The organism is Paracoccus onchidii (assembly GCF_028294535.1).
In the GTDB taxonomy this organism is placed as follows: domain Bacteria; phylum Pseudomonadota; class Alphaproteobacteria; order Rhodobacterales; family Rhodobacteraceae; genus Paracoccus; species Paracoccus onchidii.
Genome location: NZ_JAQBIE010000004.1, coordinates 37,941 through 62,172, shown reverse-complemented (window position 1 = coordinate 62,172; position 24,232 = coordinate 37,941). Strand labels below are relative to the sequence as shown.

At 62.5% G+C, this 24,232-nt stretch carries 24 protein-coding genes; 16 read left to right on the top strand and 8 right to left on the bottom strand.

The window, feature by feature from the left end:
- Positions 1 to 45: 45 nt before the first annotated feature.
- The 3 genes from PAF17_RS04265 to PAF17_RS04255 are packed head-to-tail and all read left to right on the top strand — an operon-like array spanning position 46 to position 3,364.
- On the top strand, positions 46 to 984 hold the full coding sequence (locus tag PAF17_RS04265) for an ABC transporter permease (RefSeq protein WP_271887844.1): 939 nt from the start codon (positions 46 to 48) through the stop codon (positions 982 to 984).
- Positions 981 to 1,793, top strand: coding sequence for an ABC transporter permease (locus PAF17_RS04260; RefSeq protein ID WP_271887843.1), 813 nt, complete (start codon positions 981 to 983; stop codon positions 1,791 to 1,793). Before PAF17_RS04265 ends, PAF17_RS04260 begins: the two co-directional genes overlap by 4 nt.
- Positions 1,790 to 3,364: an ABC transporter ATP-binding protein gene (locus PAF17_RS04255; protein ID WP_271887842.1), complete on the top strand. Its 1,575-nt coding sequence runs from the start codon at positions 1,790 to 1,792 to the stop codon at positions 3,362 to 3,364. The genes PAF17_RS04260 and PAF17_RS04255 overlap by 4 nt, the downstream gene beginning before the upstream one ends.
- An 8-nt stretch (positions 3,365 to 3,372) precedes the next feature.
- Here the strand turns inward: PAF17_RS04255 and PAF17_RS04250 are convergent, their stop codons facing one another.
- Positions 3,373 to 5,007: an MFS transporter gene (locus PAF17_RS04250; RefSeq protein ID WP_271887841.1), complete on the bottom strand. Its 1,635-nt coding sequence runs from the start codon at positions 5,005 to 5,007 to the stop codon at positions 3,373 to 3,375.
- Between the two features lie 359 nt (positions 5,008 to 5,366).
- Between PAF17_RS04250 and PAF17_RS04245 the strand changes: the two genes are divergently transcribed.
- The 3 genes from PAF17_RS04245 to PAF17_RS04235 all read left to right on the top strand — a co-directional run bounded on the left by PAF17_RS04245 (position 5,367) and on the right by PAF17_RS04235 (position 7,968).
- Positions 5,367 to 6,161: a L,D-transpeptidase gene (locus PAF17_RS04245; protein ID WP_271888008.1), complete on the top strand. Its 795-nt coding sequence runs from the start codon at positions 5,367 to 5,369 to the stop codon at positions 6,159 to 6,161.
- 144 nt (positions 6,162 to 6,305) lie between these two features.
- Positions 6,306 to 6,983 carry a hypothetical protein gene (locus tag PAF17_RS04240; RefSeq protein WP_271887840.1) on the top strand — a complete coding sequence of 226 codons (678 nt, stop codon included), beginning with the start codon at positions 6,306 to 6,308 and terminating at the stop codon, positions 6,981 to 6,983.
- A 61-nt stretch (positions 6,984 to 7,044) separates the two neighbouring features.
- Positions 7,045 to 7,968 carry a lytic transglycosylase domain-containing protein gene (locus tag PAF17_RS04235; RefSeq protein ID WP_271887839.1) on the top strand — a complete coding sequence of 308 codons (924 nt, stop codon included), beginning with the start codon at positions 7,045 to 7,047 and terminating at the stop codon, positions 7,966 to 7,968.
- Here PAF17_RS04235 and PAF17_RS04230 read toward each other — a convergent pair.
- Complete coding sequence (locus tag PAF17_RS04230) at positions 7,965 to 10,169, bottom strand: primosomal protein N' (protein WP_271887838.1); 2,205 nt, start codon at positions 10,167 to 10,169, stop codon at positions 7,965 to 7,967. The two genes, PAF17_RS04235 and PAF17_RS04230, sit on opposite strands and share 4 nt — an antisense overlap.
- Positions 10,170 to 10,288: 119 nt before the next feature.
- On the opposite strand from PAF17_RS04230, the gene fsa reads away from it, so the two are divergent.
- Genes fsa through PAF17_RS04215 form a run of 3 tightly spaced genes read left to right on the top strand, consistent with a single transcriptional unit; the run spans position 10,289 to position 12,591 of the window.
- The gene (fsa, locus tag PAF17_RS04225) at positions 10,289 to 10,942 is read left to right on the top strand and encodes a fructose-6-phosphate aldolase (protein WP_271887837.1); all 654 of its coding nucleotides are present in this window, start codon (positions 10,289 to 10,291) and stop codon (positions 10,940 to 10,942) included.
- 33 nt (positions 10,943 to 10,975) lie between these two features.
- A complete protein-coding gene (locus PAF17_RS04220) occupies positions 10,976 to 11,659 on the top strand; it encodes a DUF484 family protein (protein WP_271887836.1) in 684 nt (227 codons plus the stop codon).
- The gene (locus PAF17_RS04215) at positions 11,656 to 12,591 is read left to right on the top strand and encodes a tyrosine recombinase XerC (protein WP_271887835.1); all 936 of its coding nucleotides are present in this window, start codon (positions 11,656 to 11,658) and stop codon (positions 12,589 to 12,591) included. The genes PAF17_RS04220 and PAF17_RS04215 overlap by 4 nt, the downstream gene beginning before the upstream one ends.
- Here the strand turns inward: PAF17_RS04215 and PAF17_RS04210 are convergent.
- Complete coding sequence (locus tag PAF17_RS04210) at positions 12,588 to 13,679, bottom strand: YeeE/YedE family protein (RefSeq protein ID WP_271887834.1); 1,092 nt, start codon at positions 13,677 to 13,679, stop codon at positions 12,588 to 12,590. The genes PAF17_RS04215 and PAF17_RS04210 overlap by 4 nt on opposite strands.
- A gap of 122 nt (positions 13,680 to 13,801) precedes the next feature.
- Between PAF17_RS04210 and msrA the strand changes: the two genes are divergently transcribed.
- Both msrA and PAF17_RS04200 read left to right on the top strand, forming a co-directional pair.
- A complete protein-coding gene (gene msrA, locus PAF17_RS04205) occupies positions 13,802 to 14,380 on the top strand; it encodes a peptide-methionine (S)-S-oxide reductase MsrA (protein WP_271887833.1) in 579 nt (192 codons plus the stop codon).
- A complete protein-coding gene (locus PAF17_RS04200) occupies positions 14,377 to 15,249 on the top strand; it encodes a 50S ribosomal protein L11 methyltransferase (protein WP_271887832.1) in 873 nt (290 codons plus the stop codon). The genes msrA and PAF17_RS04200 overlap by 4 nt, the downstream gene beginning before the upstream one ends.
- Before the next feature lie 82 nt (positions 15,250 to 15,331).
- Here the strand turns inward: PAF17_RS04200 and PAF17_RS04195 are convergent, their stop codons facing one another.
- Both PAF17_RS04195 and PAF17_RS04190 read right to left on the bottom strand, forming a co-directional pair.
- On the bottom strand, positions 15,332 to 15,529 hold the full coding sequence (locus PAF17_RS04195) for a DUF1127 domain-containing protein (RefSeq protein WP_271887831.1): 198 nt from the start codon (positions 15,527 to 15,529) through the stop codon (positions 15,332 to 15,334).
- A gap of 198 nt (positions 15,530 to 15,727) precedes the next feature.
- On the bottom strand, positions 15,728 to 16,447 hold the full coding sequence (locus tag PAF17_RS04190) for a 16S rRNA (uracil(1498)-N(3))-methyltransferase (RefSeq protein WP_271887830.1): 720 nt from the start codon (positions 16,445 to 16,447) through the stop codon (positions 15,728 to 15,730).
- 15 nt (positions 16,448 to 16,462) lie between these two features.
- Between PAF17_RS04190 and ubiA the strand changes: the two genes are divergently transcribed.
- The 3 genes from ubiA to PAF17_RS04175 all read left to right on the top strand — a co-directional run bounded on the left by ubiA (position 16,463) and on the right by PAF17_RS04175 (position 19,950).
- The gene (ubiA, locus tag PAF17_RS04185; RefSeq protein WP_271887829.1) at positions 16,463 to 17,401 is read left to right on the top strand and encodes a 4-hydroxybenzoate octaprenyltransferase; all 939 of its coding nucleotides are present in this window, start codon (positions 16,463 to 16,465) and stop codon (positions 17,399 to 17,401) included.
- 63 nt (positions 17,402 to 17,464) lie between these two features.
- On the top strand, positions 17,465 to 19,624 hold the full coding sequence (locus PAF17_RS04180) for an OmpA family protein (protein WP_271887828.1): 2,160 nt from the start codon (positions 17,465 to 17,467) through the stop codon (positions 19,622 to 19,624).
- A complete protein-coding gene (locus PAF17_RS04175; protein WP_271887827.1) occupies positions 19,621 to 19,950 on the top strand; it encodes a hypothetical protein in 330 nt (109 codons plus the stop codon). The genes PAF17_RS04180 and PAF17_RS04175 overlap by 4 nt, the downstream gene beginning before the upstream one ends.
- Before the next feature lie 77 nt (positions 19,951 to 20,027).
- On the opposite strand, the gene PAF17_RS04170 is transcribed toward PAF17_RS04175, so the two are convergent.
- The 3 genes from PAF17_RS04170 to smpB all read right to left on the bottom strand — a co-directional run bounded on the left by PAF17_RS04170 (position 20,028) and on the right by smpB (position 22,617).
- A complete protein-coding gene (locus PAF17_RS04170; RefSeq protein WP_271887826.1) occupies positions 20,028 to 21,209 on the bottom strand; it encodes an amino acid aminotransferase in 1,182 nt (393 codons plus the stop codon).
- 1 nt (position 21,210) lies between these two features.
- Positions 21,211 to 22,065 (bottom strand): 3-mercaptopyruvate sulfurtransferase, encoded by an 855-nt coding sequence (gene sseA / locus PAF17_RS04165; RefSeq protein ID WP_271887825.1) that lies wholly within the window; start codon positions 22,063 to 22,065, stop codon positions 21,211 to 21,213.
- Positions 22,066 to 22,143: 78 nt separating this feature from the next.
- Positions 22,144 to 22,617 carry an SsrA-binding protein SmpB gene (smpB, locus tag PAF17_RS04160; protein WP_271887824.1) on the bottom strand — a complete coding sequence of 158 codons (474 nt, stop codon included), beginning with the start codon at positions 22,615 to 22,617 and terminating at the stop codon, positions 22,144 to 22,146.
- 130 nt (positions 22,618 to 22,747) lie between these two features.
- On the opposite strand from smpB, the gene PAF17_RS04155 reads away from it, so the two are divergent.
- Both PAF17_RS04155 and PAF17_RS04150 read left to right on the top strand, forming a co-directional pair.
- Positions 22,748 to 23,179, top strand: a complete 432-nt coding sequence (locus PAF17_RS04155; protein WP_271887823.1) for an ion channel — start codon at positions 22,748 to 22,750, stop codon at positions 23,177 to 23,179.
- Positions 23,176 to 24,162, top strand: coding sequence for a P1 family peptidase (locus tag PAF17_RS04150; protein WP_271887822.1), 987 nt, complete (start codon positions 23,176 to 23,178; stop codon positions 24,160 to 24,162). The genes PAF17_RS04155 and PAF17_RS04150 overlap by 4 nt, the downstream gene beginning before the upstream one ends.
- Positions 24,163 to 24,232 lie beyond the last annotated feature (70 nt).

Here is a 24,232-nt window from a genome sequence, read left to right as displayed (position 1 = left end):
CCCCGCCATCCCTTTCTCACCCCCAAGGCGCAACGGCGTCCGGACATGCTGCGCTATTTCGCCCGCCGGGTCCTGACGCTTGCGCTGAGCCTGCTTGCGGCGTCATGGATTATCTTCCTGATCGTCGAGCTGGTTCCGGGCGATCCGGCAGCCTTCATGCTGGGCACCGGTGCACAGCCCGAAACCCTGGCCGCGTTGCGCCAAGAGTTGGGCCTGAACAGGCCATTGCCGCTGCGCTACGCGCATTGGCTGACATCGCTGCTGCAAGGCGATTTCGGCGACAGCTTCACCTATAAGACGCCCATATCGCAGATGATCATCGACCGGCTTCAGGTCTCGTTTCCATTGGCGATCATGGCGCTGGTTCTGGCCAGTGCAATCGCCTTTCCCGCCGGGCTGTTCGCTGCATCGCGACGCGGCCGGAGCGGCGATCTTGCGGTGATGGGAGCAACGCAACTGGGTGTCGCGGTGCCGAATTTCTGGTTCGCAATGCTGCTGGTCCTGCTGTTCGCGGTCAGGCTGCGCTGGTTCCCCGCCGGCGGGTTTCCCGGTTGGTCCGATCCCTTCGGCGCGATTCGATCGCTGTTGTTGCCCGCGCTGGCGCTGGCGCTGCCGCAATCGGCAATTCTGGCCAGAATCCTGCGATCCGCACTGATCGAGGCTCAGCAGCAGGATTACATCCGCACCGCCCGCGCCAAGGGACTGAGCGCGGGCCAGACATTGCGGCGGCACGCGCTGCGCAACGCCATGGTATCGGTGCTGACCATCATGGGATTGCAATTTTCCTTTCTACTGGCCGGCGCGATCATCATCGAAAATGTGTTCTTCCTGCCGGGGCTGGGCCGGCTGATCTTTCAGGCGATCAACCAGCGCGATCTGATCGTGGTCCAATCCTCGGTTCTGGTGCTGGTCATTGCCGTAATGACCGTCACCTTCCTGGTAGATCTGGCCTATGCCGCCATTGATCCACGGTTGCGCAAATGAGGGGCGGGCTGGTCATCGGTGCGGCGCTGACATCGGCAGTTGCCGGCGCGGCGGTGCTGTCATTCATCTGGACACCCGCCGATATAACACAACTGTCCATCGCCGCACGGCTGCAACCGCCATCGCCGGAGTTCTGGCTGGGCACCGATCATTTCGGGCGCGACATCCTGTCGATGATCATGCTGGGGGCGCGGGTCTCGCTTGCCGTGGCACTGGTTGCTGTCGGAATCGGCATGGGGCTTGGGGTGCCATTGGGATTGCTGGCAGCGGCGCGTCAGGGCGGCTGGATCGATGACGCCGTGATGCGCTTGAACGACCTGATCTTCGCCTTTCCTTCGCTTGTCATCGCGATCCTGATCACCGCAGTCCTCGGCCCGTCGGCCGTCAACGCGATCATCGCGATCGGCATATTCAACATTCCGGTATTTGCACGGGTCACGCGGGGCGCGGCGCTGCCGGTCTGGACGCTGGATTATATCCGCGCGGCCCGTGTTTCGGGCAAGGGTGCGGCCCTGATCAGTATGCAGCATATCCTGCCCAATATCGCCAACCTGCTGATCGTGCAGGGAACCATCCAGTTCTCGATGGGCATTCTGGCCGAGGCCGGCCTGTCCTATGTCGGGCTGGGTGCCCAGCCTCCGACGCCCAGCTGGGGGCGCATGCTGGCCGAATCGCAAACCATGGTCGCCATGGCCCCCCATGTGGCGATCATTCCCGGCCTGTGCATCGTTCTGACGGTGTTGGGGCTGAACCTGCTGGGCGACGGGCTGAGGGACCGGCTGGATCCACGATTGCGGGGCCAGCCATGATCCGCCTGCAACAGTTGTCGGCACATATCGGCACCGAGCCGCTGTTATCCGGCCTGAACCTTTCGTTACAGGCGGGCAGGATCACGGCGCTGGTCGGGGAATCGGGCAGCGGCAAGTCCATGACCGCGCTTGCCATGCTGGGCCTGCTGCCCCACGGGATCAGGGCAACGGGTCAGGTCATGCTGGATGGTCAGGACATCTTGCGCCTGTCCGAAGCCCGGATGTGCGAAATTCGCGGGCGCAGGATCGGCATGATCTTTCAGGAACCGATGACCGCGCTGAATCCGTTGATGACGATCGGCGACCAGATCGCCGAACCCCTGCGCCTGCATCAGAAGCTGTCGCGCGCCGCTGCCCTGCGTCTGGCGCGTGACAAGCTGGACCGGGTAGGGTTGCCCGCCCCGCGCTTTCCACTGAGCCTCTACCCGCACGAGTTATCGGGCGGGCAGCGGCAAAGGGTCGCCATTGCAATGGCGATCGCGACCCGCCCCGACCTGCTGATCGCCGATGAACCGACAACCGCCCTGGATGTCACCACGCAGGCCCAGATCCTGAACCTTCTGGCAGGGCTTGTCCGCCAGGACGGCATGGCCCTGCTGCTGATCACTCACGACCTTGCGGTTGTTTCCGGGGTCGCTGATGAGGTCGCCGTCATGAAATCGGGGCGGATCGTAGAACAAGGACCAACGCGCGACATCTTTCAGCGTCAGGACCACCCCTATACGCGCCAGCTGCTTGACGCATCCCGACACAGCCCGCCTCGGCCCGTCGCCAAAACGCCCGGAACGCGCGCGACCTTGCTGCAACTGCACAACGTCACCCGTGAATATCGCGGTCGTGGCCGGCAACAGCCGCTCCGCGCCGTCGATAACGTCAGCCTGAAGATGTATCGCGGGGAAAGCCTGGGGCTGGTCGGGGAATCGGGTTGCGGAAAATCTACGCTGACACGCGCCATTCTGGGCTTGGATCGGTTGCAGGGCGGTCGGATCCTGCTGAACGGAAACGTTGTTAATGCAGCCACGACGGGCAGGAACAACCACCGCACGAATATGCAGGTGGTGTTTCAGGATCCGTTCGGCAGCTTTGATCCCCGTTGGCGTGTCGAACGACTGATCGCCGAGCCATTCCACCTTACGGGCCGCCCCGGGGATTGGCGCGACAGGGTGGCAATGGCGCTGGAACAGGTGGACCTGTCCCCTTCGGATGCCCGCAAGCATATTCACCAGTTTTCGGGCGGCCAACGCCAACGCATCGCAATCGCCCGCGCCCTTGTGACGCGCCCGCAACTGATCATTCTGGACGAAGCGGTCAGCGCGCTGGATGTCAGGGTGCGCGCCCGGATTCTGGATCTGCTGGCGCGATTGCGAACCGAACACGGGCTGGCCTATCTGTTCATCAGCCATGACCTGTCTGTCGTGCGCGCGATCACGGACCGGATTCTGGTCATGCGACAGGGCAAGATCGTCGAAGACGGTCCTGCCGATCAGGTGATCGAGGCCCCGGCCTCGGCCTATACGCGGCAACTGGTGGAAGCTGTGCCGAAACTGCCGGTCGCATGTCAGGCAGGCTGAACCAACCGTTACGGGACCTCGATCTTGCCCACCAGCGGCACATCATCGCTTTGACTGATACTGTGGCGTTCGATCATACGGTGAACCACGGGATCAGCATCGCCCCGATGCAATTCACGCAGCGCGAACGTCACCTCTGCATCCGATTTCGTCCGGCGCAGATTGTGGCGGACATATTCATCCCAGGTCGCGATATGATAGCTTTCCGACCAGGTTTCGGGATGTTCCAGATCGCGCAACAAGGCCCAGTTGCGCGCCCCGTCCCGGCGACGGATATTGCGACGCAGCTTCATCAGACGCAGGAATTCCGGTACGTCTTGCTGTGATATCCGGTAGTCGACCATCACCATGATCGGTCCCGACCGCCCACGCAGATCCAGTTGCAGGGCCGGTTCCCGAAAACGGTTCACCGGATCCAGATCGACCGCCCCGAATTCGGGGGCTCGCAGCCACAACCCGATCAGCGCGCCAAAGGCCAGGACGCAGCCCGCCAATGTCAGCGCCAGAGGCAGACCATGGGCGCCGGCCACGCTGCCCCAAGCCCAGGACCCGGCGGCCATTCCGCCGAAAGTTGCCGTCTGATACAGCGCCAGCGCACGCGCCACGACCCATCTGGGCGTCGACAATTGCACCGTCACATTGAACAGGGACAAGGCCATCACCCATGACGCCCCCGCCGGCAGCAATGCCACGCCATGCAGCCAGACCTGTTCGGTCTGCCCCAGGGTGATCAACGCCAGCGCAAAGCCCGCGAACGCGATGCGGACGATCATTTCATTGTTGTAACGCGCCCGCACGCGCGGGTTCAGAACGGCACCGCAGATCGCGCCCAAACCAAAACAACCCAGCAACATCCCGAACAGCATGGACCCGCCTTCGGGATGGCCCTTCGCCACCAGCGGCAACAGCGCCAGCGCCGCCACCGCCGCAAAGCCGAACAGAGCGGCACGCAGGATCACGCGCATGAGATTGGGCGACAGTGCGACATAGCGCAGCCCGGCCGCCATTGCGGGCAGGAATTCTTCGGGCGGTGCGGTGCGGGGCGCTATTTCGGGCTTCCAGCGCAACAGGGCACCCAGCAACGGCACATAGCTGATTGCATTGATCATGAACGCCACGGCGGCACCGAACCCGGCGACAATCAGACCGCCGGCCGCGGGTCCGATGCTGCGCATGAGGTTGAACCCGACCGAATTCAACGTGACCGCCGCAGGCAGATCCGCCCGTGGCACCAAATCCCCCATGCTGGCCTGCCAGGGCGGATTATACAGCGCCTGCCCCGATCCGATGAGAAAGGTGAATACCAATAGCGACCAGGGCGTCAGCCACCCCTGCCAGGCCGCAACCGCCAGACCGGCAGATGTCACCGTCATCATCAATTGCGCCGTCAGCAACAATGTCTTGCGATCGAATATATCCGCCAACGCCCCCGACATGATCGCAAGCAACATGATCGGCAGCGTATTCGAGGCCTGCACCAAAGCGATCAGGGTCGCGCTGTCGGTCAGCTGTGTCATCATCCACGCCGCACCGACGGCCTGCACCAACCCGCCGAAATTCGAAATCAGTGTCACGCTCCACAGCACGCGGAAATCACGGTGCCGGAACGGCGCGAATGCCGAATTGGGGGGCTGGTTGGTCATCGTATTGCTGTCGCCTGCGCTGAATGGGGCCACCCTAGAATGGCCCGCCGCAATCGGCAATCGCCTGCGGTTTGGCCCTGACCGCGCAGCACACCCGCATCGCCAACCTGCCCGGTTTGCCGCCGTTCAGGCATCAATCAGGGCAATATTGCCCCCCGACTGGAACCCACAAGTCACAGCATGTATGCAAACATGGCCCAGATCCGCCCCCGGGGTTGACCGCGGGGCAATGTGGCGGGCTGATGAAAGTCTGCTCGAATCATGCGCGATTCTGCCGTCGCGTGTGGTATCTGATAAATAAACGCTGCCCCGGACATGCTTCTGCCAGTGTGTTCAAACGCCATAAAGGAAGACAGATGATGCGCCTCGCTCCCCTCTATGCGGCTCTGGCCCTTGGATTGGCCGCCTGTGCCCCAACCACCCAGAGCTCAACCCCGAGCGGTTCGGACGCCGTCCCTGCGGTCTATCAGGCCCGGACCGATATCGGCCCCCAGGGTGAACCCGTGGCCATCCCCGAAGTGCGCTCCGCCTATCTGACCGAACGCAACCGCCGCCAGCGCGTCGCCTATAACGGCCCCGAAAGCCCCGGCACCATCGTCGTCGACCCCTATGCCCGCGTCCTGTATGACGTGCTGGAAAACGGCGAAGCCATGCGCTTTGGTATCGCCGTCGGTCGCGCCGGCAGGGGCTTTAACGGCAGCGCCGTGATTTCGGTCAAGAAACAATGGCCAGGCTGGACCCCGACGCAGAACATGATCCGCACCGAGCCAGAGCTTTATGCACAATTCGCGGGCGGGCTTCCGGGTGGTCTGAACAACCCGCTGGGTTCGCGCGCGCTGTATCTGTATCGCAACGGCCGTGACACCTATTACCGGATCCACGGCACGATGGACCCGTCCTCGATCGGCAAGGCCACCTCGGCCGGCTGTATCCGCCTGTTCAATCAGGATATCATCGACCTGTTCGACGAAACCGAGATCGGCTCTCGCGTCAAGGTCCGCACTCAGGCCGAAAGCATCCGCCTGGAAGGCCAGATGACCGAAACGCCCGAAGGCTATGTCGTGCCGGTTGCGGAAATGCCCGTTGCGACCGGGCAGTCGGCGACATTGGCGGCGGCACAATCGCCGGTCGAAAGCGCCGTTCCCGCACGCTGATATGTCGACCCCGCCTGACGGCGGAACCAGTAGATTGCTTCCAGCCCCCGGCGTCATGGCCGGGGGCTTTCCAATTGCAAATCACGGCAAATTTGCGCAATCTGCCGACCAAACAGGTGCCGGACACCGCAAACGAGAAACGACATGCCCAACCACGCCCAACGTGAACAGGAATTGCTGGGACCACGCGAATACGAACTGTCCAGCAACAGCCGCAGCCCGGCCATCGGCAAGCTGGACACTCCGGCATTGCAGCGTCTGATCGCGGATCTGGAAGCCGCCATTCCCACGGCCGCAACGCAGACCCAGCCCGACGGTCTGTCTGCCGCCGGGCTGCTGCGCAACGCGCTAAAGCGTGCACGGGCTGCCCTGCGAAAGCGCGGGCAGACCAGCGCCGCTGCCAGCACCGCCCCATCGGCCCGCAATGTCCCTGCCCGGCGCAACCCGGCCGGTGCCCGACGCGCGCCCGCCGATCGCAAGACGGCGGAAAAGCGCCCGACCTCGCGCCGTCCCGGTCAGCCCCTTGCATCCAAGCCCAAAAAGGAAAGACCGGTTCATGAAGGGCCCGCGCAACCGCAGCCGGTCAACGAAACCCGCACCGAAGATACCACGGGCACGACTACAGCCGCGACCACGCAGAAAGATGCCGAGAAAGCCTTGAAAAAGGCCCGAAAGCAGGCCCGGAAAGCAGCGAAAAAGCTGAACAAGAAGGCCGAGAAGGCTGCCCGCAAAGCGGCAAAGAAGGCCACGCGAGAGGTCGAAAAGGCCATGGCCAAGATCGCCAGGGCGGCGGCAAGAAAGAAATCCAAATCCAGGAAATAATGCCCGGATCGCCGCGCGTTTCGGATTGCGCATCCGGCGATCAGGCGCGAAAGGAATTTCGGTGCGACGCCTTCTTGCAACAATTTTCCTGACACTGGGACTTGTGTCGCAATCGGCATTGGCCCGCCCTGCGGTCGATGCCGTTCACGGGTTTGCACCTGCTCGGCAGAACCAGGAGTTGCGCTGCACCGATGACGGGCGCGACTGTGTGCGGCTGACGCATTATGTCGACGACGTTTGCAAGCTGATTGAACGCAATGCCGGCCAGCGGGGGCTTGACCCGAATTTCCTGGCGCGCCTGCTGTGGAAGGAAAGTCGGTTCGAACCGGGCGCGATCAGCCCCGCCGGAGCGCAGGGAATCGCCCAGTTCATGCCCGGCACGGCCGATCTTTATAATCTGCACGACCCTTTCAACCCGGCACAGGCGATCTTCACCGCCGCCTGGTATCTGCGCTATCTGTCCGACAATTTCGGGAATATCGGCCTTGCCGCCATCGCCTATAACGGTGGCGAGGCGCGCGCGGCGCGTTTCATCGCCAACCAGTCGACCCTGCCTTACGAAACACTGGACTATGTCGAATCGATCACCGGTCACAACGCCTGGCGGTGGCGGGACAACCCGCCGCGCGACAACGAATTGCGATTGGCGCTGAACGGACAGGCCGGGTTTCGCTCGGCCTGTGTGGAACTGGCCGGGAACCGCAGCCTGCGTGAGTTCACGATTCAACCCCGCGTCTTTCCCTGGGGTGTGATTGTTGCCAGCCATCCCAGCAGGTCCGGCGCCGCCCAGCAGGTCGCACGCCTGAATCGCAGCTTGCGCCCGGTTCTGGGCGGCAAGCGCGTCGGCTATGTCCGCAAGAAGCTGTCGGGCATGCCCCGCGCCGTCTATACCGCGCAGGTCGGCTATGAAAGCAAGTCCGAGGCCAATTCATTCTGCATCAAGCTGAAACGACTTGGCGGGCGTTGTATCGTACTGAAAAACTAGAGAAAACTCTGGGGATCGATATCGACGGACAGCCGCAGATTGGCCGGGGGCCGATGCGGGGCGAGCCAATCGGCAATCGCCGCCTGCACGGGGGCCTGACGCGGCGCATGCACCAGCATCCGCATTCTGTGGCGCCCGCGAACCCGCGCGATCGGCGCCGGAGCCGGCCCCCAAAGTTGCGCCCCGGCATTCACCAACGGGCCGGCATTCGCCGCCAACTGACGGGCAAAGCCCGCGACGACCTCCAGATCCGGATGGGACAGGATAATCCCCGCCAGCCGCCCGAAAGGTGGCATTCCCGCCGCCTGCCTAGCCCCGGCCTCGGCATCCCAGAACGCCTCGTCCTGCCCCGACAGGATTGCACGTATAACCGCGTGATCGGGCTGATGGGTCTGCAACAAAGCCACGCCGGGCGCCTTGCCTGACTGGCGCCCAGCCCGGCCTGCGACCTGCCGCATCAATTGGAAACTGCGCTCTGCCGCACGCATATCCGCCCCTTGCAGGCCCAGATCCGAGTCGATCACCCCGACCAGCGTCAGGCGCGGGAAATTATGCCCCTTGGCCACGATCTGCGTGCCGATGATAATATCGGTATCACCCTCGGAAATCTCGGCGATAGCCTCTTTCAACGCGCGTGCGGAATGGAACAGATCCGACGACAGCACGGTTGCCTTGGCATCCGGGAACAATGCCCCGACCTCATCTGCTATCCGCTCGACCCCCGGTCCGATCGGCGCAAGCTTGCCCTCGATCTGACAGGATGGGCAGACCGTGGGAATCGGCCGTGTCTCGCCACATTGGTGACAGACAAGCCGGTTCTGGAACCGATGCTCGACCATACGCGCATCACATTGATGGCAGGCGATCTGTTCGCCGCAGGCACGGCAAACGGTCACCGGCGCAAAGCCACGCCGGTTCAGGAACAACAACGACTGCTCGCCCCGCTCCAGCCGCGCCTTGACGGCCCCCGCAAGGGTCGGCGAGATCCAGCGCCCTGACGGCAAATCCTCGCTTCGCAGATCGATGGCCGCCATCTCGGGCAATTCGGCCTCGCCATAACGCGACCGCAGATCGAGTCGGGCATATTTGCCGCTGGCCGCGTTGACCCAGCTTTCCAGACTGGGCGTTGCCGAAGCCAGCACCACATGCGCGCCCGATACAGAGGCACGCAACACCGACATATCCCTTGCGCTGTAGAACACGACATCTTCCTGCTTGTAGCTGCTGTCATGTTCTTCATCGACGACGATCAGTCCGAGGTCGCGAAACGGCAGGAACAGTGCTGAACGCGCGCCCACCACCATCCCGACATCGCCGCGTCCGGCCATATGCCACAACCGCCGGCGCTCGGTTCGCGTGATGCCGCTGTGCCATTCACCCGGACGCGCGCCGAAACGCGCCTCGACCCGGTCGAGGAATTCGGCAGAAAGGGCAATTTCAGGCAACAGGACCAGCGCCTGACGCCCCTGTGCAAGGCATTCTGCAACCGCTTCGAGGTAGACCTCGGTCTTGCCCGATCCGGTGACGCCGCGCAGAAGTGTCGTGCCGTAACCGCCCTTGGCAATCGCCGCGCGCAACGCATCCGCGGCGCTTTGCTGATCTGCCGCCAGCGGCTTTCCTGGCAAGGACGGATCAAGCCGCGCATAAGGCATATCGCGCGGAGCCTGAATTTCCGCCAGGGCACCCTGGCTGACCAGCCCCTTGACCACGGATGCACCAACCCCGGCCAACTGCGCCAGTTCCGAAGGCGCAAAGCTGGCCCCGCCATATTGTTCGATGACATCCAGCACGCGTTGCCGGGCCTCGGTCATGCGTTGCGGCGCCTTGTTGCCCGGCACGACCACACGCCGCGCCGCCGGCGGCTGGGACAGGTCCGGCGCGCGGGTCGCCATCCGCAGCATCAGCGGCGGCGGCGTCAATGTGTAATCCGCAGCCCGTGTCAGAAAATCACGAAACTGCGTTGAAAACGGTTCGGCATCCAGCACCCGCACGACCATGCGCAGCTTGGACAGGTCGAAATCGCCCGCGCCTTCCCCCCAGACCAGCCCCAGCACACGGCGCGGCCCCAGCGGCACCAGCACAAGCTGCCCCTGCCGCACCCCGCCTTCCGGTGCCAGATAGTCCAGCAGTCCGACCGGCTCGCAGGTCAGGACCGCAATCCGCGAACGGGGAGGGAAATGGATGGGCGTGCTGTCGTTCATTGTCGCGATAAAGCAGCCAGAACCGGGTGGTTGCAAGCCCGCGCAAACAGGATGTGCCCCTTTCCGCGCGGCCCCATGTGGAGTATGACGCGAAGCGAACCGCAAAGAGGAGCCGGGCCATGAAATTCTTCGTCGATACCGCCGATGTTGCCGCCATCAAGGAACTGAACGATCTGGGAATGGTGGACGGCGTGACCACCAACCCCTCGCTGATCCTGAAAGCAGGCCGCGACATCACCGAAGTCACCCGTGAAATCTGCGAAATGGTCGAAGGCCCCGTTTCCGCAGAGGTTGTCGCCGAAAAGGCCGATGACATGATCCGCGAAGGCAAGACGCTGGCCAAGATCGCCGACAACATCACCGTCAAGGTGCCGCTGACCTGGGACGGCCTGAAAGCCTGTCGGGTGCTGTCGGACGAAGGCCATATGGTCAATGTTACACTGTGTTTCTCGGCCGCGCAGGCGATTCTGGCGGCCAAGGCTGGCGCGACCTTCATCAGCCCCTTCATCGGCCGCCTGGACGATATCCACCTGGACGGCATGGACCTGATCGCCGATATCCGCGAGATCTATGACAATTACGGCTACGAAACCCAGATCCTCGCAGCGTCGATTCGTTCGGTGAACCACATCGTCGAAGCCGGCAAGATCGGTGCCGATGTCATCACCGCGCCGCCCGCCGTCATCAAGTCCATGGCCAACCATGTCTTGACCGACAAGGGTCTGGCACAGTTCAATGCAGATTGGGCAAAGACCGGTCAGAAGATCGGCTGAACAGCTGCAAGGCAGTGATGAAAAGGGGCAGGAATGGCAGTGGAACTGGATCAGGAAACACGTGACAGGTTGCTTGCCGATCCTGCCGCCATTCTTGCCGACCGTGACCTGATGCGCGCGCTGGTTGCAGCGCGCGAAGACGAAATCGGCGAGAATGTCATCGACATACGCGGTCGCGCGATGGATGCGCTTGAGACGCGGCTGGACCGGCTGGAGGCACAGCATGAAAGCGTGATCTCTGCCGCCTATGACAACCAGTCCGGCACCGCGATCGTGCATCGCGCAGTGATCGGGCTGCTGGAAACCTCTGATATGACCGAACTTGTCGACAGCATGCAGGCGGATATCGCGCCATTGCTGCGCATTGAAACGCTGCGACTGGTGGTCGAGGCGGACCCGGCAATGGACGGGCTGCCGGAAGATGTAGTCATCGCGCCCGAGGGGTCGATCGGACGCATCATCGAATCGGGGCGCCGTGCACCGCGGGGCGACGACATCGTTCTGCGCCCGGCCTCGCCCATCACCCGCCCGATCCACGGGCGATCCGTTGCCTCCGAAGCCCTGATGCCGATGGATCTCGGGGCGCGGCGGCCACGCGCCATGCTGTTGCTGGGCAGTGCAGATTCGCAGCGTTTCCAGCCCGCGCATGGCACTGACCTGTTGCGGTTCTTTACCCAGGTCTTCCGACTGGTTCTGCTAAGCCGGCTGGCATCATGACCCAGCCCGGCCCGCTGGCGCTGTCCCCGGCGATGTCGGATGCGCTTGCCCGCTGGCTGGAGACCGAGGCCGCGACCCGCGATCGTTCGAGCCACACTATCACCGCCTATCGCGCCGATCTGCTGGCATTCCTGTCATTTCTGGGCGGCTATTCAGGCGAGGCCGCGACCCCGAAATCGCTTGCCGGGCTAAAGCAGGCCGACATGCGCGCCTTTGCGGCATCCGAACGCGCACGCGGGTTGGGGGCGCGATCACTGGCCCGCCGTCAATCCGCGATTCGCAGCTTTTTGCGCTGGATTTCAGACCGAGAGGGTTATGACCTGTCGCCGGCACTGTCCGCACGCAGCCCCAAATTTGCCAGATCCCTGCCACGTCCGCTGACCCCCGTGCAGGCGCAGGACGCGCTGGATGTCGTATCGACCAATCACGAAACGCCATGGGTGGCGGCACGCGACGTTGCGGTAATGACGCTGCTTTGGGGGTGCGGGTTGCGGATTTCCGAAGCCTTGCAGCTGAACGGACGTGACTGGCCCTTTCGTGACAGCCTGACGATCACCGGCAAAGGGAAGCGCCAGCGGCAGGTGCCGGTCCTGCCGGTCACATGTAACGCCGTCGCACAATATCTAAGCCTGTGCCCCTGGCCACTGGAAGCAGACGCCGCATTGTTCCGCGGCGTCAGGGGTGGCCGTCTGGACGGGGGCATCGTCTCACAAGCATTGCGCAGGGCCCGTGCCGCGCTGGGGCTGCCGCCCACGGCAACACCACATGCGTTGCGACATTCCTTCGCGACCCATCTTCTGGCCGCTGGCGGCGATCTCCGCACTATTCAGGAACTGCTGGGTCATGCCAGCCTGTCCACGACCCAGGTCTATACGGGTGTCGATGATGCACAGCTGATGTCGGTCTATCGCGCCGCCCATCCTCGCAGTTAGCGCTGTAACTCGACGGGCGCGCCCGCGGCGGCGGCGGCCCGGTCGACCACCCCGTCCGCCAACCATGCGCCCAGGAAAAAGAACAGCGTTGCCACGCATAGCGGCCCCACAAAGATCGACACCCCGGTCACGCCCGCACCGATCGCGCAGCCCCCGGCCAGAACAGCGCCAAACCCCATCAGCGCACCACCTGACAATGACCGTACCAACTGGGGCACATCGTGATACCCCTCAAGACGCAATTCACGCCCGGCAAGCCCGCCCAGAAATGCACCGCCAAACACGCCTGGAACCAGGCCGAGGCTGAAATTCAGCGCGAAATCACCTGTCATCAACGACATCATGACCCCCGCCGAAGGCGCGGCAAATGTCGCAGAAACCACACCCAGCGGTTCGAATGACACAAGCGATTGCGTATAGGTCAACACCCAGCCAAGGCTGATCGCGCCGCCGGCCACAAGGGCAAAGCCGGCCCTTGCCCAACCGGCCCCGGAACGCTGCACCAGACGCAGCGCGATGGCGAACAACACCGCGCCGAATGCAACGCCCACCCACGGTCCCGCCCCGAGGGTCGCAAGCAGATCGCTGTTGCGCCCCCCAGGGGTCATCGCCACGCCGTTGACCCAGCGGCGCACCGGCGCAAGAAACCCGCCAATGGTGAATTGCGCAGTCAGGGCCAGAACCAGCCCCGCCAACAGGCAGCGCAGATTTCCGGTTCCCGCCAACACCAGCAGGCGGCCGGAACAACCCCGCGCCAGCACCATGCCGATACCAAAGATCACCCCGCCAACCGCCGCCCCCGACCAGCTGCCGGCAAAGTTCATCAATTGCGCGGTTTCGGAATCAAACACCCCCGCAATACGCGCGCCCTGGGCAGACAGTATCGCGGCGGATACGGCCAGCAACCAGATCGCCAGGCGCGGACCCAGCCGCCCCCGAGACAGCTCGACCGCAGCAGAGCGCAGGCAAAAGGCCGACCGCTGCGCAGCAAAGCCGAACAAGGCACCGGTCAGCACCCCGATCATCAGGGCGGTGGTCAGATCGCCAAGGCGTTCCGATATATCGGTCATCGGGGTCAGCAGATCCATCTTGTTGCTCCGGGCTGGACTGGGTGCAAGGCCGGCAGAACATGACGCCTTGTCGGCCCGATCGCAAGCGAACCCTTGCGCCTTGCGGCGCGTTTGCGATGATGAACCGGAAGGATGGACCGATGACACAACATGCAATTTTCAACCGTCCGCTTGGCAGCGACGCCCCGCATGGCTTTGACCAGGCCCTGTTCGGCATGGGATGCTATTGGGGGGTCGAGCGCCTGTTCTGGCAGCAAACCGGGGTTTGGCTGACCGAAGTCGGCTTTGCCGGCGGCACCACGCCTGACCCGACCTATGATCAGGTCAAGACCGGACAGACAGGACATGCCGAGGTCGTGCGCGTGATATTTGACAGCTCGCTGATCAGCTATGAACATCTGCTGCAGCTTTTCTGGGAAAACCACGACCCGACGCAGGGCGAGCGGCAGGGCAATGACCATGGCAGTCAGTATCGCAGCCTGATCATGGCCTTTACCAACAGTCAGCGCGCCGCAGCCCAAGCCTCGCGTACCGATTACGACAATCGCCTGGCGGTGCGTGGTTTCGGCAAGGTCACCACCGAAATCATCGACGAATCTCCATTCTGGCGTGGCCCTGATGACCACCAGCAATATCTGGAAAAGAATCCAGACGGTTATTGCGGGCTGAAGGGCACGGGGGTACAGGCATCCATGCCAATCGCGGATCAGAACACATGACAACATATACTGCCCTGACCCATGTCGCCGGGCGCGCGCCCGCCGAGGCACTGTCGGAAGCCTGCGAAGATCTGACCCCTGAACCGGTCGGTTCTGGCGTTTTCGAGATCGAGGACGGCTCTGAACGCTGGGAAGTCGGCGTCTATTTCACCGAACAGCCCGACGAAGTCGCCTTGGCATTGCTGGCCGCCGCATGGGGGGCCGAACCTTTCGTGATCTCGGAACTGCCCGATGTCGATTGGGTCGCCCATGTCAAACGAGAATTGTCGCCGGTTGCTGCCGGACGCTTCTTTGTGCATGGCAGTCACGATGCAGACAGCATCCCGGAAGGCGCCGAAGCCCTGTGCATCGAGGCCGCCATGGCATTCGGCACCGGCCATCACGGCACCACCAAGGGCTGTCTCGAAGCGATCGACCGGCTGGCCAATGACGGGTTTTCCCCGCGCCGGATCGCCGATATCGGCTGCGGCACCGCAGTTCTGGCGATGGGCGCGGCGCGGATCTGGCCGGTGACGGTATTGGCCAGCGATATCGACGCGGTTGCCGTTGACACGGCATCAGCCAATGTCATCGCCAATGGTCTGGACGGTCGCGTGGTCTGTCTCGAGGCGATGGGCTTTGATCACCCCACATTGGAAGACGCCGCCCCGTTCGATCTGGTTCTGGCCAATATCCTGAAACAGCCACTCATTGATCTGGCGCCTGACATGGCGCGCCATGTTGCGCCCGACGGCCGGATCATCCTGTCAGGCATCCTGACAACCCAGGCTCAGGACGTCACCGATAGCTATCAGGCCACGGGATTTCATTGTGATCGGCGCGACGATCTGGGGGAATGGTCCACCCTGACGATGACGCGCATCCCATAAGACGCGGCTATCCTGAAACCAGACACGAAAAAACCCCCGCTGCTACCGCAATGGGGGTTTGTTCGTCTTGGTCGTTCCGGCCTTAGCGGGCGCGCGCGATGCTCTCGATATCACCACGGGTCAGACCGATATCGTCCAGTTCACGATCGGTCAGGCGGTTCAGTTCACGGCGGGTAAGACGGGCGTCATTCCACGCCGCGACCATCGAGAAAAAGCGGACAAAAACATTGCCGAAACCACCAACAACAGCTGCGTTGCGGTTCATTTCAATGGCGGACATCTTATCACCTGTTCTCATATTGCCCGATTGGCGGGCATGTTGCGGATAACTGGCAAATAGATTGTGCAGATGCAGAATTGTAGGGGCGATTTTGACAAGTCAGATATGCATTTCACGCAGTATATGACGCGAAATCAGCAATTGCTGCATTGCAGCAATTACCCTGACCCGAATTGCATGTGCTGATGTGGCGTCGCGCTAGGCCCAATCCCCCAGCGCGGCCTGCCAAAGTGAAATTGACGCGACGGCAGCCGTATCGGCGCGCAAGATACGCGGACCAAGGCTGATTCGATGCACGAAGGGCAAATCCACCAGGCGCTTTCGTTCGGCATCTGAGAACCCGCCTTCAGGGCCGATCAGGATCGCCCAGGACCCGCCCGGCAACCCCGCAAGCGTCTGTGCCGGACCTGCCAGCGCCTCGTCACACCACAGGATATTTCGGTCGCCGTCCCAATCATCCAGCAACCGCGCAAGCGGCACCAACGCTTCGACCTGCGGAACATAGGTGCCGCCGCATTGTTCGGTGGCTTCGACTGCATGGGCTTGCAGGCGATCTTGGCGGATGCGTTCGGAATTGGTGAAATCCGTTTGTGCCGGCAGAATCCGCGCGGCCCCCAGTTCCGTCGCCTTTTCCACGATGAAATCGGTCCGCGCCTTCTTTATCGGCGCGAAAATCAGCCACAGATCCGGCGGGTTGCGCTGCGGCGCGGTCTGTTCGACCGGGTGCAACACGCCACCCCGCTTGCCAATGTCACCAAGACGCGCAGACCATTCGCCCTGTCGTCCATTGAAAACTGAAATCACCTCTCCTGCGCGCAGACGCATCACCCCTGACAGGTAATGCGCCTGGGAAGCCTGCAATTGCACGGGTTGTCCCTCGGCCAGCGGGTGATCTATGAACAGTCTGATTTTTGCCATAACAACGCGGACGCTATGCAAAACCACACGGAAAGACCAGATGCGGTGTTTGACGCACCGCAAGGAAACTGGGTCGACCGGCGCGCGCCGGAATCGTGGCGCCCCCTGTTGCGGCTGTCCCGTGCAGACCGGCCGATCGGAACCTGGCTGCTGTTACTGCCCTGTTGGTGGGGGATTGGCCTGGCGATGATGGCAGACACGGCCCGGCTGTTCGACCTGTGGATCGCAATTGCCTGCGCCATTGGTGCCTTTGTGATGCGCGGTGCGGGCTGTACCTGGAATGACATCACTGACCGAAAGATCGACGCACAGGTTGCACGGACGCGGTCACGCCCGCTGCCCTCGGGACAAGTCAGCCTGAAGGGCGCATATCTGTGGCTGGCCGCACAGGGAATGGTCGGGCTGATCATTTTGCTGACCCTTGGCAAGACTGCGATCTGGATGGGGGTTCTGTCGCTGGGACTGGTCGCCATATATCCGTTTGCCAAACGGTTCACATGGTGGCCACAGATCTTCCTGGGGCTGGCATTCAACTGGGGTGTGATGCTGGCTTATGCCGCGCATATGGACCGGGTTGATCCCAGCGTGATCATTGCCTGGCTTGGCGGCATCGCATGGACGATATTCTACGATACGATCTATGCCCATCAGGACGCCGAGGATGACGCGCTTATCGGCGTCAAGTCCACCGCCTTGCTGTTTGGCGACAACAGCCCCCGCATCCTGACGGGCTTTGCGGTGCTGACGGTCGTCTTGCTGGCGATCGCGATCTCACTTTCCGGTCGCAATCTCTTGATAGCTTACGCAGGACTGGCCGGATTTGCCGCCCACCTGATCTGGCAGCTAAAATTATTCGTTCCAGATCAAAATGATACCTGCCTGCGCCTGTTCCGATCGAACCGCGATGCCGGGCTTGTGCTTGGGCTGTTTCTTGCCTTGGCAGGGCTGGCGTGATTGCGCCAGCCCCGGTGGGGGGCTAGACCAAGAACACCCGCCACAGCACATGGTCCCCAACACATGCCGTCTTCGCGCCGACGCCTCTCAGCCCCGCTGACCACAATTGTCGTTCTGGCCGGTGTCGGCGGCCTGTGCTGGTGGGGCGCGCAAGAGGCCAGCGCCTGGATCGAACAGCGATCCCGCGAAGATGTCACGCTGGCGCTTTCGACGGCCGGGCAGGATTGGGTCACGGTGACCACCGATGGCCTGCAGGTCCGTTTGCAGGGCACCGCCCCCAACGAGGTCGAGCGATTTCGCGCGATGACCCAGGCATCCTCAGCGGTGGATGCCTCGCGTATCATCGACGAGATGACCGTCGCCGCAACCGAGGCCCTGACACCGCCCGAATTCAAGATCGAACTGCTGCGCGACGATGACGGGATTTCGCTGATCGGTCTGGTGCCCGCATCGACGGATCGCGCCGATATGGTGCGCATCTTGCGCAACGAAACCGCGGCCCCGAAGATCACCGATCTTCTTGAAAGCGCCGATTACCCCTTGCCTGACGGCTGGGAAGCCGCAACCGAATTCGGCATTCGCGCCGCCCAGATGGCAACGCGCGCCAAGATCTCGGTCGGACCGGGTTGGGTCAAGGTTTCGGCGATCACGGATAGCAGGGCCGAAAAAGGACGTCTGGAAACCGGCCTGAAACAAGCCAAGCCCGATTCGGTCGAGCTGGAAACCGATATTTCCGCCCCGCGCCCCGTGATTGCTCCCTTTACGATGCGGTTCACCATAGATGCGGACGGCGCCCATCTTGATGCCTGTGCTGCCGACAACGCGGATGGTCAGGCCCGCATCGTGGATGCCGCAACGAAGGCTGGCATCGAAGGAAAACTTGGCTGCACGCTCGGGCTGGGATCGCCCTCTCCGAACTGGGCCGAAGCCGTGGTGCAATCCATCGGTGCGGTCGCGGATCTGGGGCTGGGCACAGTCACGCTGTCGGATGCAGATATTGCCCTGACCGTGCCCGCCGAGATCCCGGAAGACCGCTTCACCGAAGTCACTGGCCGCCTTGAACAGCGCCTGCCCCCTGTCTTTTCGCTTCACGCCAATCGCGAACGCCCCGATGATGCACCGCAAGGCCCGGCGGCGTTCATCGCTTCGGTCAGCGAAGACGATGTCCTGTCAATGCAAGGCCGCATTGCCGATGCGCGCATGGGCGAGGCCGTGGACAGCTTTTCGCGCTCGCGTTTCACGGCGGTCAACAGCACGTTGAGCAGCCAGGGTGACGTCCCCGAGGGATGGACCCTGCGCGTCATCGCCGGGCTCGAGGCGCTGGACGCCCTCAATAGCGGCACGGTCGAGGTGACGCCCGATCTGGTCACGCTGACCGGCACATCAGGCGACCCCCACGCACCCGAACAAACCGCCGCAAGGCTGGGCGCACGATTGGGTGCCGGTGCGCGCTATGATCTGTCGATCCGCTATGACCGGCGGCTTGATCTGGCGCTGGACCTGCCTGACGGGGAAGAATGCGTCCAGCGCCTGAATATCATCATGTCGGAATCCGAAATCGGCTTTGAGCCAAGCAAATCCACCATCGCAGGCGACCCCGAAGCCACGCTGGCGCGCATGTCCGACGCGATGGTCGACTGCAACGAATTTCAGATCGAAGCCGGCGGCCACACGGATTCGCAAGGTTCACAGGGATTCAATGCCGACCTGTCGCGCGCGCGGGCGCAGACGCTTGTGGCAGCGATGCAGGATGCGGGTATCGACACATCGAACATGACTGCGCGCGGCTATGGCGAAAGCCAGCCGATCGCCAGCAATGACAGCGAAGAGGGTCGCGAGGAAAACCGGCGGATCGAGTTCCGGCTGATGTCCCCCTATCCGGTGCGCAACGAACCGCTTGCCGCCCCGACCGCGCTGAGCGGCGTGACGACAGACAAACCGGCACGCGACAGCGGCAACAGCAAACTTGCGCCCGACACCGGCGATACCGGCGACAGCGTCGAATTCGAGGGGCCGCAACTGCCGACCATCACGACCACATCCGCGGCCAGCGGCATGGTGCCCGCGACTGTTGGCGTCAGCGAAGAATTCCAGACTATGGACGAACGCGAAGAAAACACTAGGCTACCGGTCCAGACACCCGATGCAACCACACCGCGCCCCTCTCCTCGGCCCGAGGATGAGTTGCAGGCCGAGGAAGAAGACCAGAACGGCACCGAATGAACCGAACCGAATTCATCACCGTCACCGCAATCATTCTTTTCTCGGCCTTTGTGCTGGGGTGGTTCGCCAGCTGGCTTGTCCACCGCATCACTCGCCCGACCAAGGCCAGCATGAGCGATCTGGACATGATGGCCCAACAACTTCACGACGCCGAAGAAACCCGTGACCAGGCCGTCGCGCAGCTTGAAGAACGCGAGGCAGACCTTGCCAGCCGACTGGCCGGCGCCGAGGCGGAGTTGCAGGCCGCCATGGATGGCCTGCGCGAAAGCCGCACCGAAGTCGAAGAACTGCGCGACTATATCGAACAAAAGCTGGCACGCCGCTAGACATCCCGGGCGCAACAAAAAAACGGGGGCATCCCTGCCCCCGCTTGCCGTCTTGTCCGAAATTCCGACAGCCGGTGTCAGATGCCGGCATCCACGATGGCACGCGCAAGCACGGGCACGGTATCACTGTTCAGACCGGCAATGTTCAGCCGCGAATCGCCGACCATGTAGATCGCCGAATCGGTCTTCAGCTTTTGCACCTGCTCGGGCGTGGCACCTAGGCGTGAAAACATGCCGCGATGGTTGGCAAGAAAGTCGAACCGGTCGCTGCCCGAAAGATCGCGCAACTCGGATGCCAGCTGCGCACGCAGGCCCAGCATCGAATTGCGGACATCTTCCAGTTCAGCGGCCCAATCGCTGCGCAGCTCGGCATCGTTCAGGATCGTGGACACGATCCGCGCACCGTGATCGGGCGGAAAGGAAAAGGTCTGACGGTTCAGAAAGGCCATTGCCCCTTGTGACAGGTCGCGCGCGGCAGTGTTTTCCGCCAGCGCCATCAGGATACCGGTGCGTTCGCGATAGATGCCGAAATTCTTGCTGCACGAGGCAGCGATCAGAACCTCGGGCAGGCTTTGCGCAACCAGACGCGTCGCTGCGGCATCTGCATCCAGACCGTCACCAAAGCCCTGATAGGCAATGTCGATCAGCGGAACGGCACCGGATTGCTGAAGGATCGCGACGACTTCTTTCCACTGATCCATGGTCAGGTTGGCACCGGTCGGGTTGTGACAGCAGCCATGCAGCAACACGATGTCGCCCTTGCCTGCCTTGGCAATATCGGCCTTCATGCCTTCGAAATCGACGCCACGGCTGTCATTGTCGAAATAGCGGTATTCGACGAAGGGCAGGCCCATGAACTTCATGATCGACAGATGGTTCGGCCAGGTCGGGTTGGACACATGCACCGTCAGGTCCGGGTTCGCCATCCGCGCCAGTTCCAGCGCCTGGCGGATGGCACCGGTGCCCCCGACCGAGGCAACCGAAGCCAGTCGATCAGCCGGCATATCGCCCAGCACCATATTGGCCATGGCGTTGCGGTATTCGGGTTCTCCGGCCAGACCGGTATAGGCCTTGGTCGTCTGGCTTTCCCAGATGCGTTGTTCGGCGGCCTTGACCGCGCGCATGACCGGTGTGACGCCTTGCGGGTCCTTGTAGACGCCGACACCGAGGTCGATCTTGCCCTGACGGGTATCGGCCTTGTATTCCTCGATCAGCATCAGGATCTTGTCAGCGGCTTGCGGTTTTAGGTTCGACAGCATCTCAGGCGTCTCCGGTTGCGATATTCAGGTCGGGAAAGCTGCCCCATTCAGTCCAGCTTCCGTCGTAAAGCGAATGGTTGCGGTGGCCGATACGTTCCAGCGCCAGCGACAGGACAGCGGCGGTGACGCCGCTTCCGCAGGTGGTGATGACCGGCTTGTCCAGATCCGTGCCCGCCGCCTTGAAGGCCGCGCGCAGATCATCGGGGGTCTTCATCGTGCCGTCGTCATTCAGCAACTGCTTGAAGTGCAGGTTGCGCGAACCGGGGATATGTCCGGCGCGCAGCCCCGGCCGCGGCTCATCGACATCGCCCCGAAACCGGTCGGCCGCGCGGGCATCGACGATCTCATGGTCGCGCAGCTTTGACGCCGCAGCAACCTGTGTCACGTCGCGCACCAATCCAGCCTGCCGCTGGACGGTGATGTGACGGTCGCGCAGCATCGGCGGCATATCCTCGATCTCGCGCCCCTCGGCCCGCCATTTGGCAAAACCGCCATCCAGAACAGCCACGTCGATCTTGCCCATCAGACGAAAGAGCCACCAGATCCGCGCCGCGCTGTGCACATCGGAATTGTCATAGATGACCACCTGATGCCCGTCACCAATGCCCATGGCCCGCATCCGGCTGATGAACATCTCGACCGGCGGCGCCATATGAGGCAGGACGCTACGTTTATCCGCGATTTCGTCCATGTCGAAAAAGCGGGCATTGGGAATATGCGCGGCCTCGTATTCGGCCCTGGCATCGCGCCCGCTGGCCGGCATGTGCCAGCTGGCATCGATAATTCGCAAATCGGGATCCGACAGATGCGCTGCCAACCATTCGGTCGAAACCAAAGTTTTCGGATCGTCCTGCATCCCGTCCTCCATTGCCTGAAACCGAGCGGCACGCGCATGATTTACAGACCTAAACGACCGGCTGCAATGGCATGGCCCCTAGCCTTGCTTCAACAAGCGTTGCTTTTGACGGTTCCAGTCCCGTTTGGCGCTGGTTTCACGCTTGTCCGCGGCCTTCTTGCCCTTGGCGACGCCGATTTTCAGCTTTACCAGACCCTTGTGGTTGAAATACATCACCAAGGGAACCAGCGTCATGCCTTCGCGGCCAATGGCCTGCCAAAGACGCGCCAATTCGCGCCGACTGACCAACAATTTGCGTTTGCGCCGTTCGTCATGGCCAAACACGCCGGCATTCAGCAAGGTCGCGATATAGCCATTGATCAGCCACAATTCGCCATCTTCGATGCTGGCATAGCTTTCGGCGATGTTCGATTGTCCCGTTCGCAGCGACTTGACCTCGGACCCGGTCAGCACGATGCCCACCTCGAGATCGCTCTCGATGAAGTAATCGAAACGGGCCCGCCGGTTCTCGGCGATTACCTTGTAGTTTGAGTCGTCGCTTTTCTTGGCCATGACGCGGTTAGATAGGGATGGCGATGCCCGCTGTAAAGATCGCATCATCTGGGTGCGGGATACTGGGCTAGCATTTCGTATCGATCTGCGATCAGATTGACCTTGCGACGGCGGAAACGGGAACCATGCCATGCTGGGCCAGATTGTTCTGGGAGGATTGCTTGTCATGTTGTGCAGCACGGTCGCCGGCAGCTCGGCCATGGCCATGCTTGCAGTGCTGGGTCGACGCGGCGGCTGGCTGACGCGCGGAAGACAGAACCTCAAGATGGTTCTGGGGCTGATCCTGTGCACGATTTGGGCGCTGATGGTCGTGACCATCAGCGTGGGCATCTGGGCGGGCGCGTTTGTAACACTGGACCTGTTTCCAACCCTGGAAGAAGCGGTGTATTTCAGCTTGGTTGTCTTTACGACACTTGGCTTCGGCGACCTGCTGCTGCCGCCGGAATGGCGCATTCTGGGTGGCGTCATGGCCGTCAACGGATTGCTGAATGTCGGCATCCTGACCGCCGTCATCATGGAAGTCCTGCGCAACCTGCGGGCACGCCAGAAAGAAACGGAATGAGACCCGGACCGAAAAACCTGATCACCGATGTTGCGGGCCTTTGGGTCGGCAATGCAGACGATGCTGGATTGAAATCCGGGGTCACGGTCATGACCGCAGACCGGGCATTCCGCGCCTCGGTTCATGTCATGGGCGGGGCGCCGGGCACCCGCGACACCGATCTTTTGGCACCCGACAAGCTGGTCACGGATATCGACGCATTGGTATTGTCGGGCGGATCGGCATTCGGGCTGGCCGCATGCGACGGGGTCATGCAGGGATTGCGGCGACAAGGGCGCGGCTTTGCCGTGGGACAGGCCCGCGTGCCCATCGTCCCCGGCGCAATCGTGTTCGACCTGCTGAATGGCGGTGACAAATCCTGGACGCAAAACCCCTATCCCGAACTGGCGGAAATCGCGCTGGAACATGCCGGCACAGATTTCGCGCTTGGGACCGCAGGTGCGGGAACCGGCGCGATGACGGGGTCCTTGAAGGGCGGGCTTGGGTCTGCTTCGGCGGTTCTGGACAATGGCCTGACCATCGGCGCGCTTGTCGTCGTGAACGCCCTTGGTCAGGCGAATGTCGGCGACGGCCCGCATTTCTGGGCGGCCCCATGGGAACTGGATCGGGAATTCGGGGGGCTGGGCCTGCCGCAAAGCTTTCCATCCGCGGCCGAACCGCAGCCCGCCAAACGATTGGGCGAGGCAACGACAATCGCGATTGTCGCAACCGACGCGGATCTTGACAAATCAGCACTGCAACGGCTGGCAACCGCTGCACATGACGGGCTGGCCCGCGCACTTGTGCCAAGCCATACACCATTCGACGGCGACCTGATATTTGCAGCCTCGACCGGCCAGCGACCATTGCGGGATCCGCAGGTTGATGCGTTCCAGTTGGGCCACGCCGCCGCCAGCGTTCTGGCACGGGCAGTGGCGCGAGGCGTACACGCCGCCACGCGATCACCGGGCGATCTTCAGCCGTGCTGGAACCAGATTTCCTGACGAACCGGCCGCAACCCTGGAACCGCAGGCGCCGTGTCGAATTGATTTGGCGGGTTGCGATTGCCTGCTT

Coding starts and splice junctions, on each gene's coding strand:
- PAF17_RS04195 (WP_271887831.1), bottom strand. CDS start 15,529: ATGTCCGCCATTGAAATGAACCGCAACGCAGCTGTTGTTGGTGGTTTC.
- PAF17_RS04170 (WP_271887826.1), bottom strand. CDS start 21,209: ATGCTGTCGAACCTAAAACCGCAAGCCGCTGACAAGATCCTGATGCTG.
- fsa (WP_271887837.1), top strand. CDS start 10,289: ATGAAATTCTTCGTCGATACCGCCGATGTTGCCGCCATCAAGGAACTG.
- PAF17_RS04150 (WP_271887822.1), top strand. CDS start 23,176: ATGAGACCCGGACCGAAAAACCTGATCACCGATGTTGCGGGCCTTTGG.
- PAF17_RS04255 (WP_271887842.1), top strand. CDS start 1,790: ATGATCCGCCTGCAACAGTTGTCGGCACATATCGGCACCGAGCCGCTG.
- PAF17_RS04220 (WP_271887836.1), top strand. CDS start 10,976: ATGGCAGTGGAACTGGATCAGGAAACACGTGACAGGTTGCTTGCCGAT.
- PAF17_RS04260 (WP_271887843.1), top strand. CDS start 981: ATGAGGGGCGGGCTGGTCATCGGTGCGGCGCTGACATCGGCAGTTGCC.
- PAF17_RS04210 (WP_271887834.1), bottom strand. CDS start 13,679: ATGGATCTGCTGACCCCGATGACCGATATATCGGAACGCCTTGGCGAT.
- ubiA (WP_271887829.1), top strand. CDS start 16,463: ATGCAAAACCACACGGAAAGACCAGATGCGGTGTTTGACGCACCGCAA.
- PAF17_RS04175 (WP_271887827.1), top strand. CDS start 19,621: ATGAACCGAACCGAATTCATCACCGTCACCGCAATCATTCTTTTCTCG.
- PAF17_RS04155 (WP_271887823.1), top strand. CDS start 22,748: ATGCTGGGCCAGATTGTTCTGGGAGGATTGCTTGTCATGTTGTGCAGC.
- PAF17_RS04215 (WP_271887835.1), top strand. CDS start 11,656: ATGACCCAGCCCGGCCCGCTGGCGCTGTCCCCGGCGATGTCGGATGCG.
- PAF17_RS04200 (WP_271887832.1), top strand. CDS start 14,377: ATGACAACATATACTGCCCTGACCCATGTCGCCGGGCGCGCGCCCGCC.
- PAF17_RS04230 (WP_271887838.1), bottom strand. CDS start 10,169: ATGAACGACAGCACGCCCATCCATTTCCCTCCCCGTTCGCGGATTGCG.
- sseA (WP_271887825.1), bottom strand. CDS start 22,065: ATGCAGGACGATCCGAAAACTTTGGTTTCGACCGAATGGTTGGCAGCG.
- PAF17_RS04265 (WP_271887844.1), top strand. CDS start 46: ATGCTGCGCTATTTCGCCCGCCGGGTCCTGACGCTTGCGCTGAGCCTG.
- PAF17_RS04190 (WP_271887830.1), bottom strand. CDS start 16,447: ATGGCAAAAATCAGACTGTTCATAGATCACCCGCTGGCCGAGGGACAA.
- PAF17_RS04245 (WP_271888008.1), top strand. CDS start 5,367: ATGCGCCTCGCTCCCCTCTATGCGGCTCTGGCCCTTGGATTGGCCGCC.
- PAF17_RS04240 (WP_271887840.1), top strand. CDS start 6,306: ATGCCCAACCACGCCCAACGTGAACAGGAATTGCTGGGACCACGCGAA.
- PAF17_RS04250 (WP_271887841.1), bottom strand. CDS start 5,007: ATGACCAACCAGCCCCCCAATTCGGCATTCGCGCCGTTCCGGCACCGT.
- PAF17_RS04180 (WP_271887828.1), top strand. CDS start 17,465: ATGCCGTCTTCGCGCCGACGCCTCTCAGCCCCGCTGACCACAATTGTC.
- msrA (WP_271887833.1), top strand. CDS start 13,802: ATGACACAACATGCAATTTTCAACCGTCCGCTTGGCAGCGACGCCCCG.
- smpB (WP_271887824.1), bottom strand. CDS start 22,617: ATGGCCAAGAAAAGCGACGACTCAAACTACAAGGTAATCGCCGAGAAC.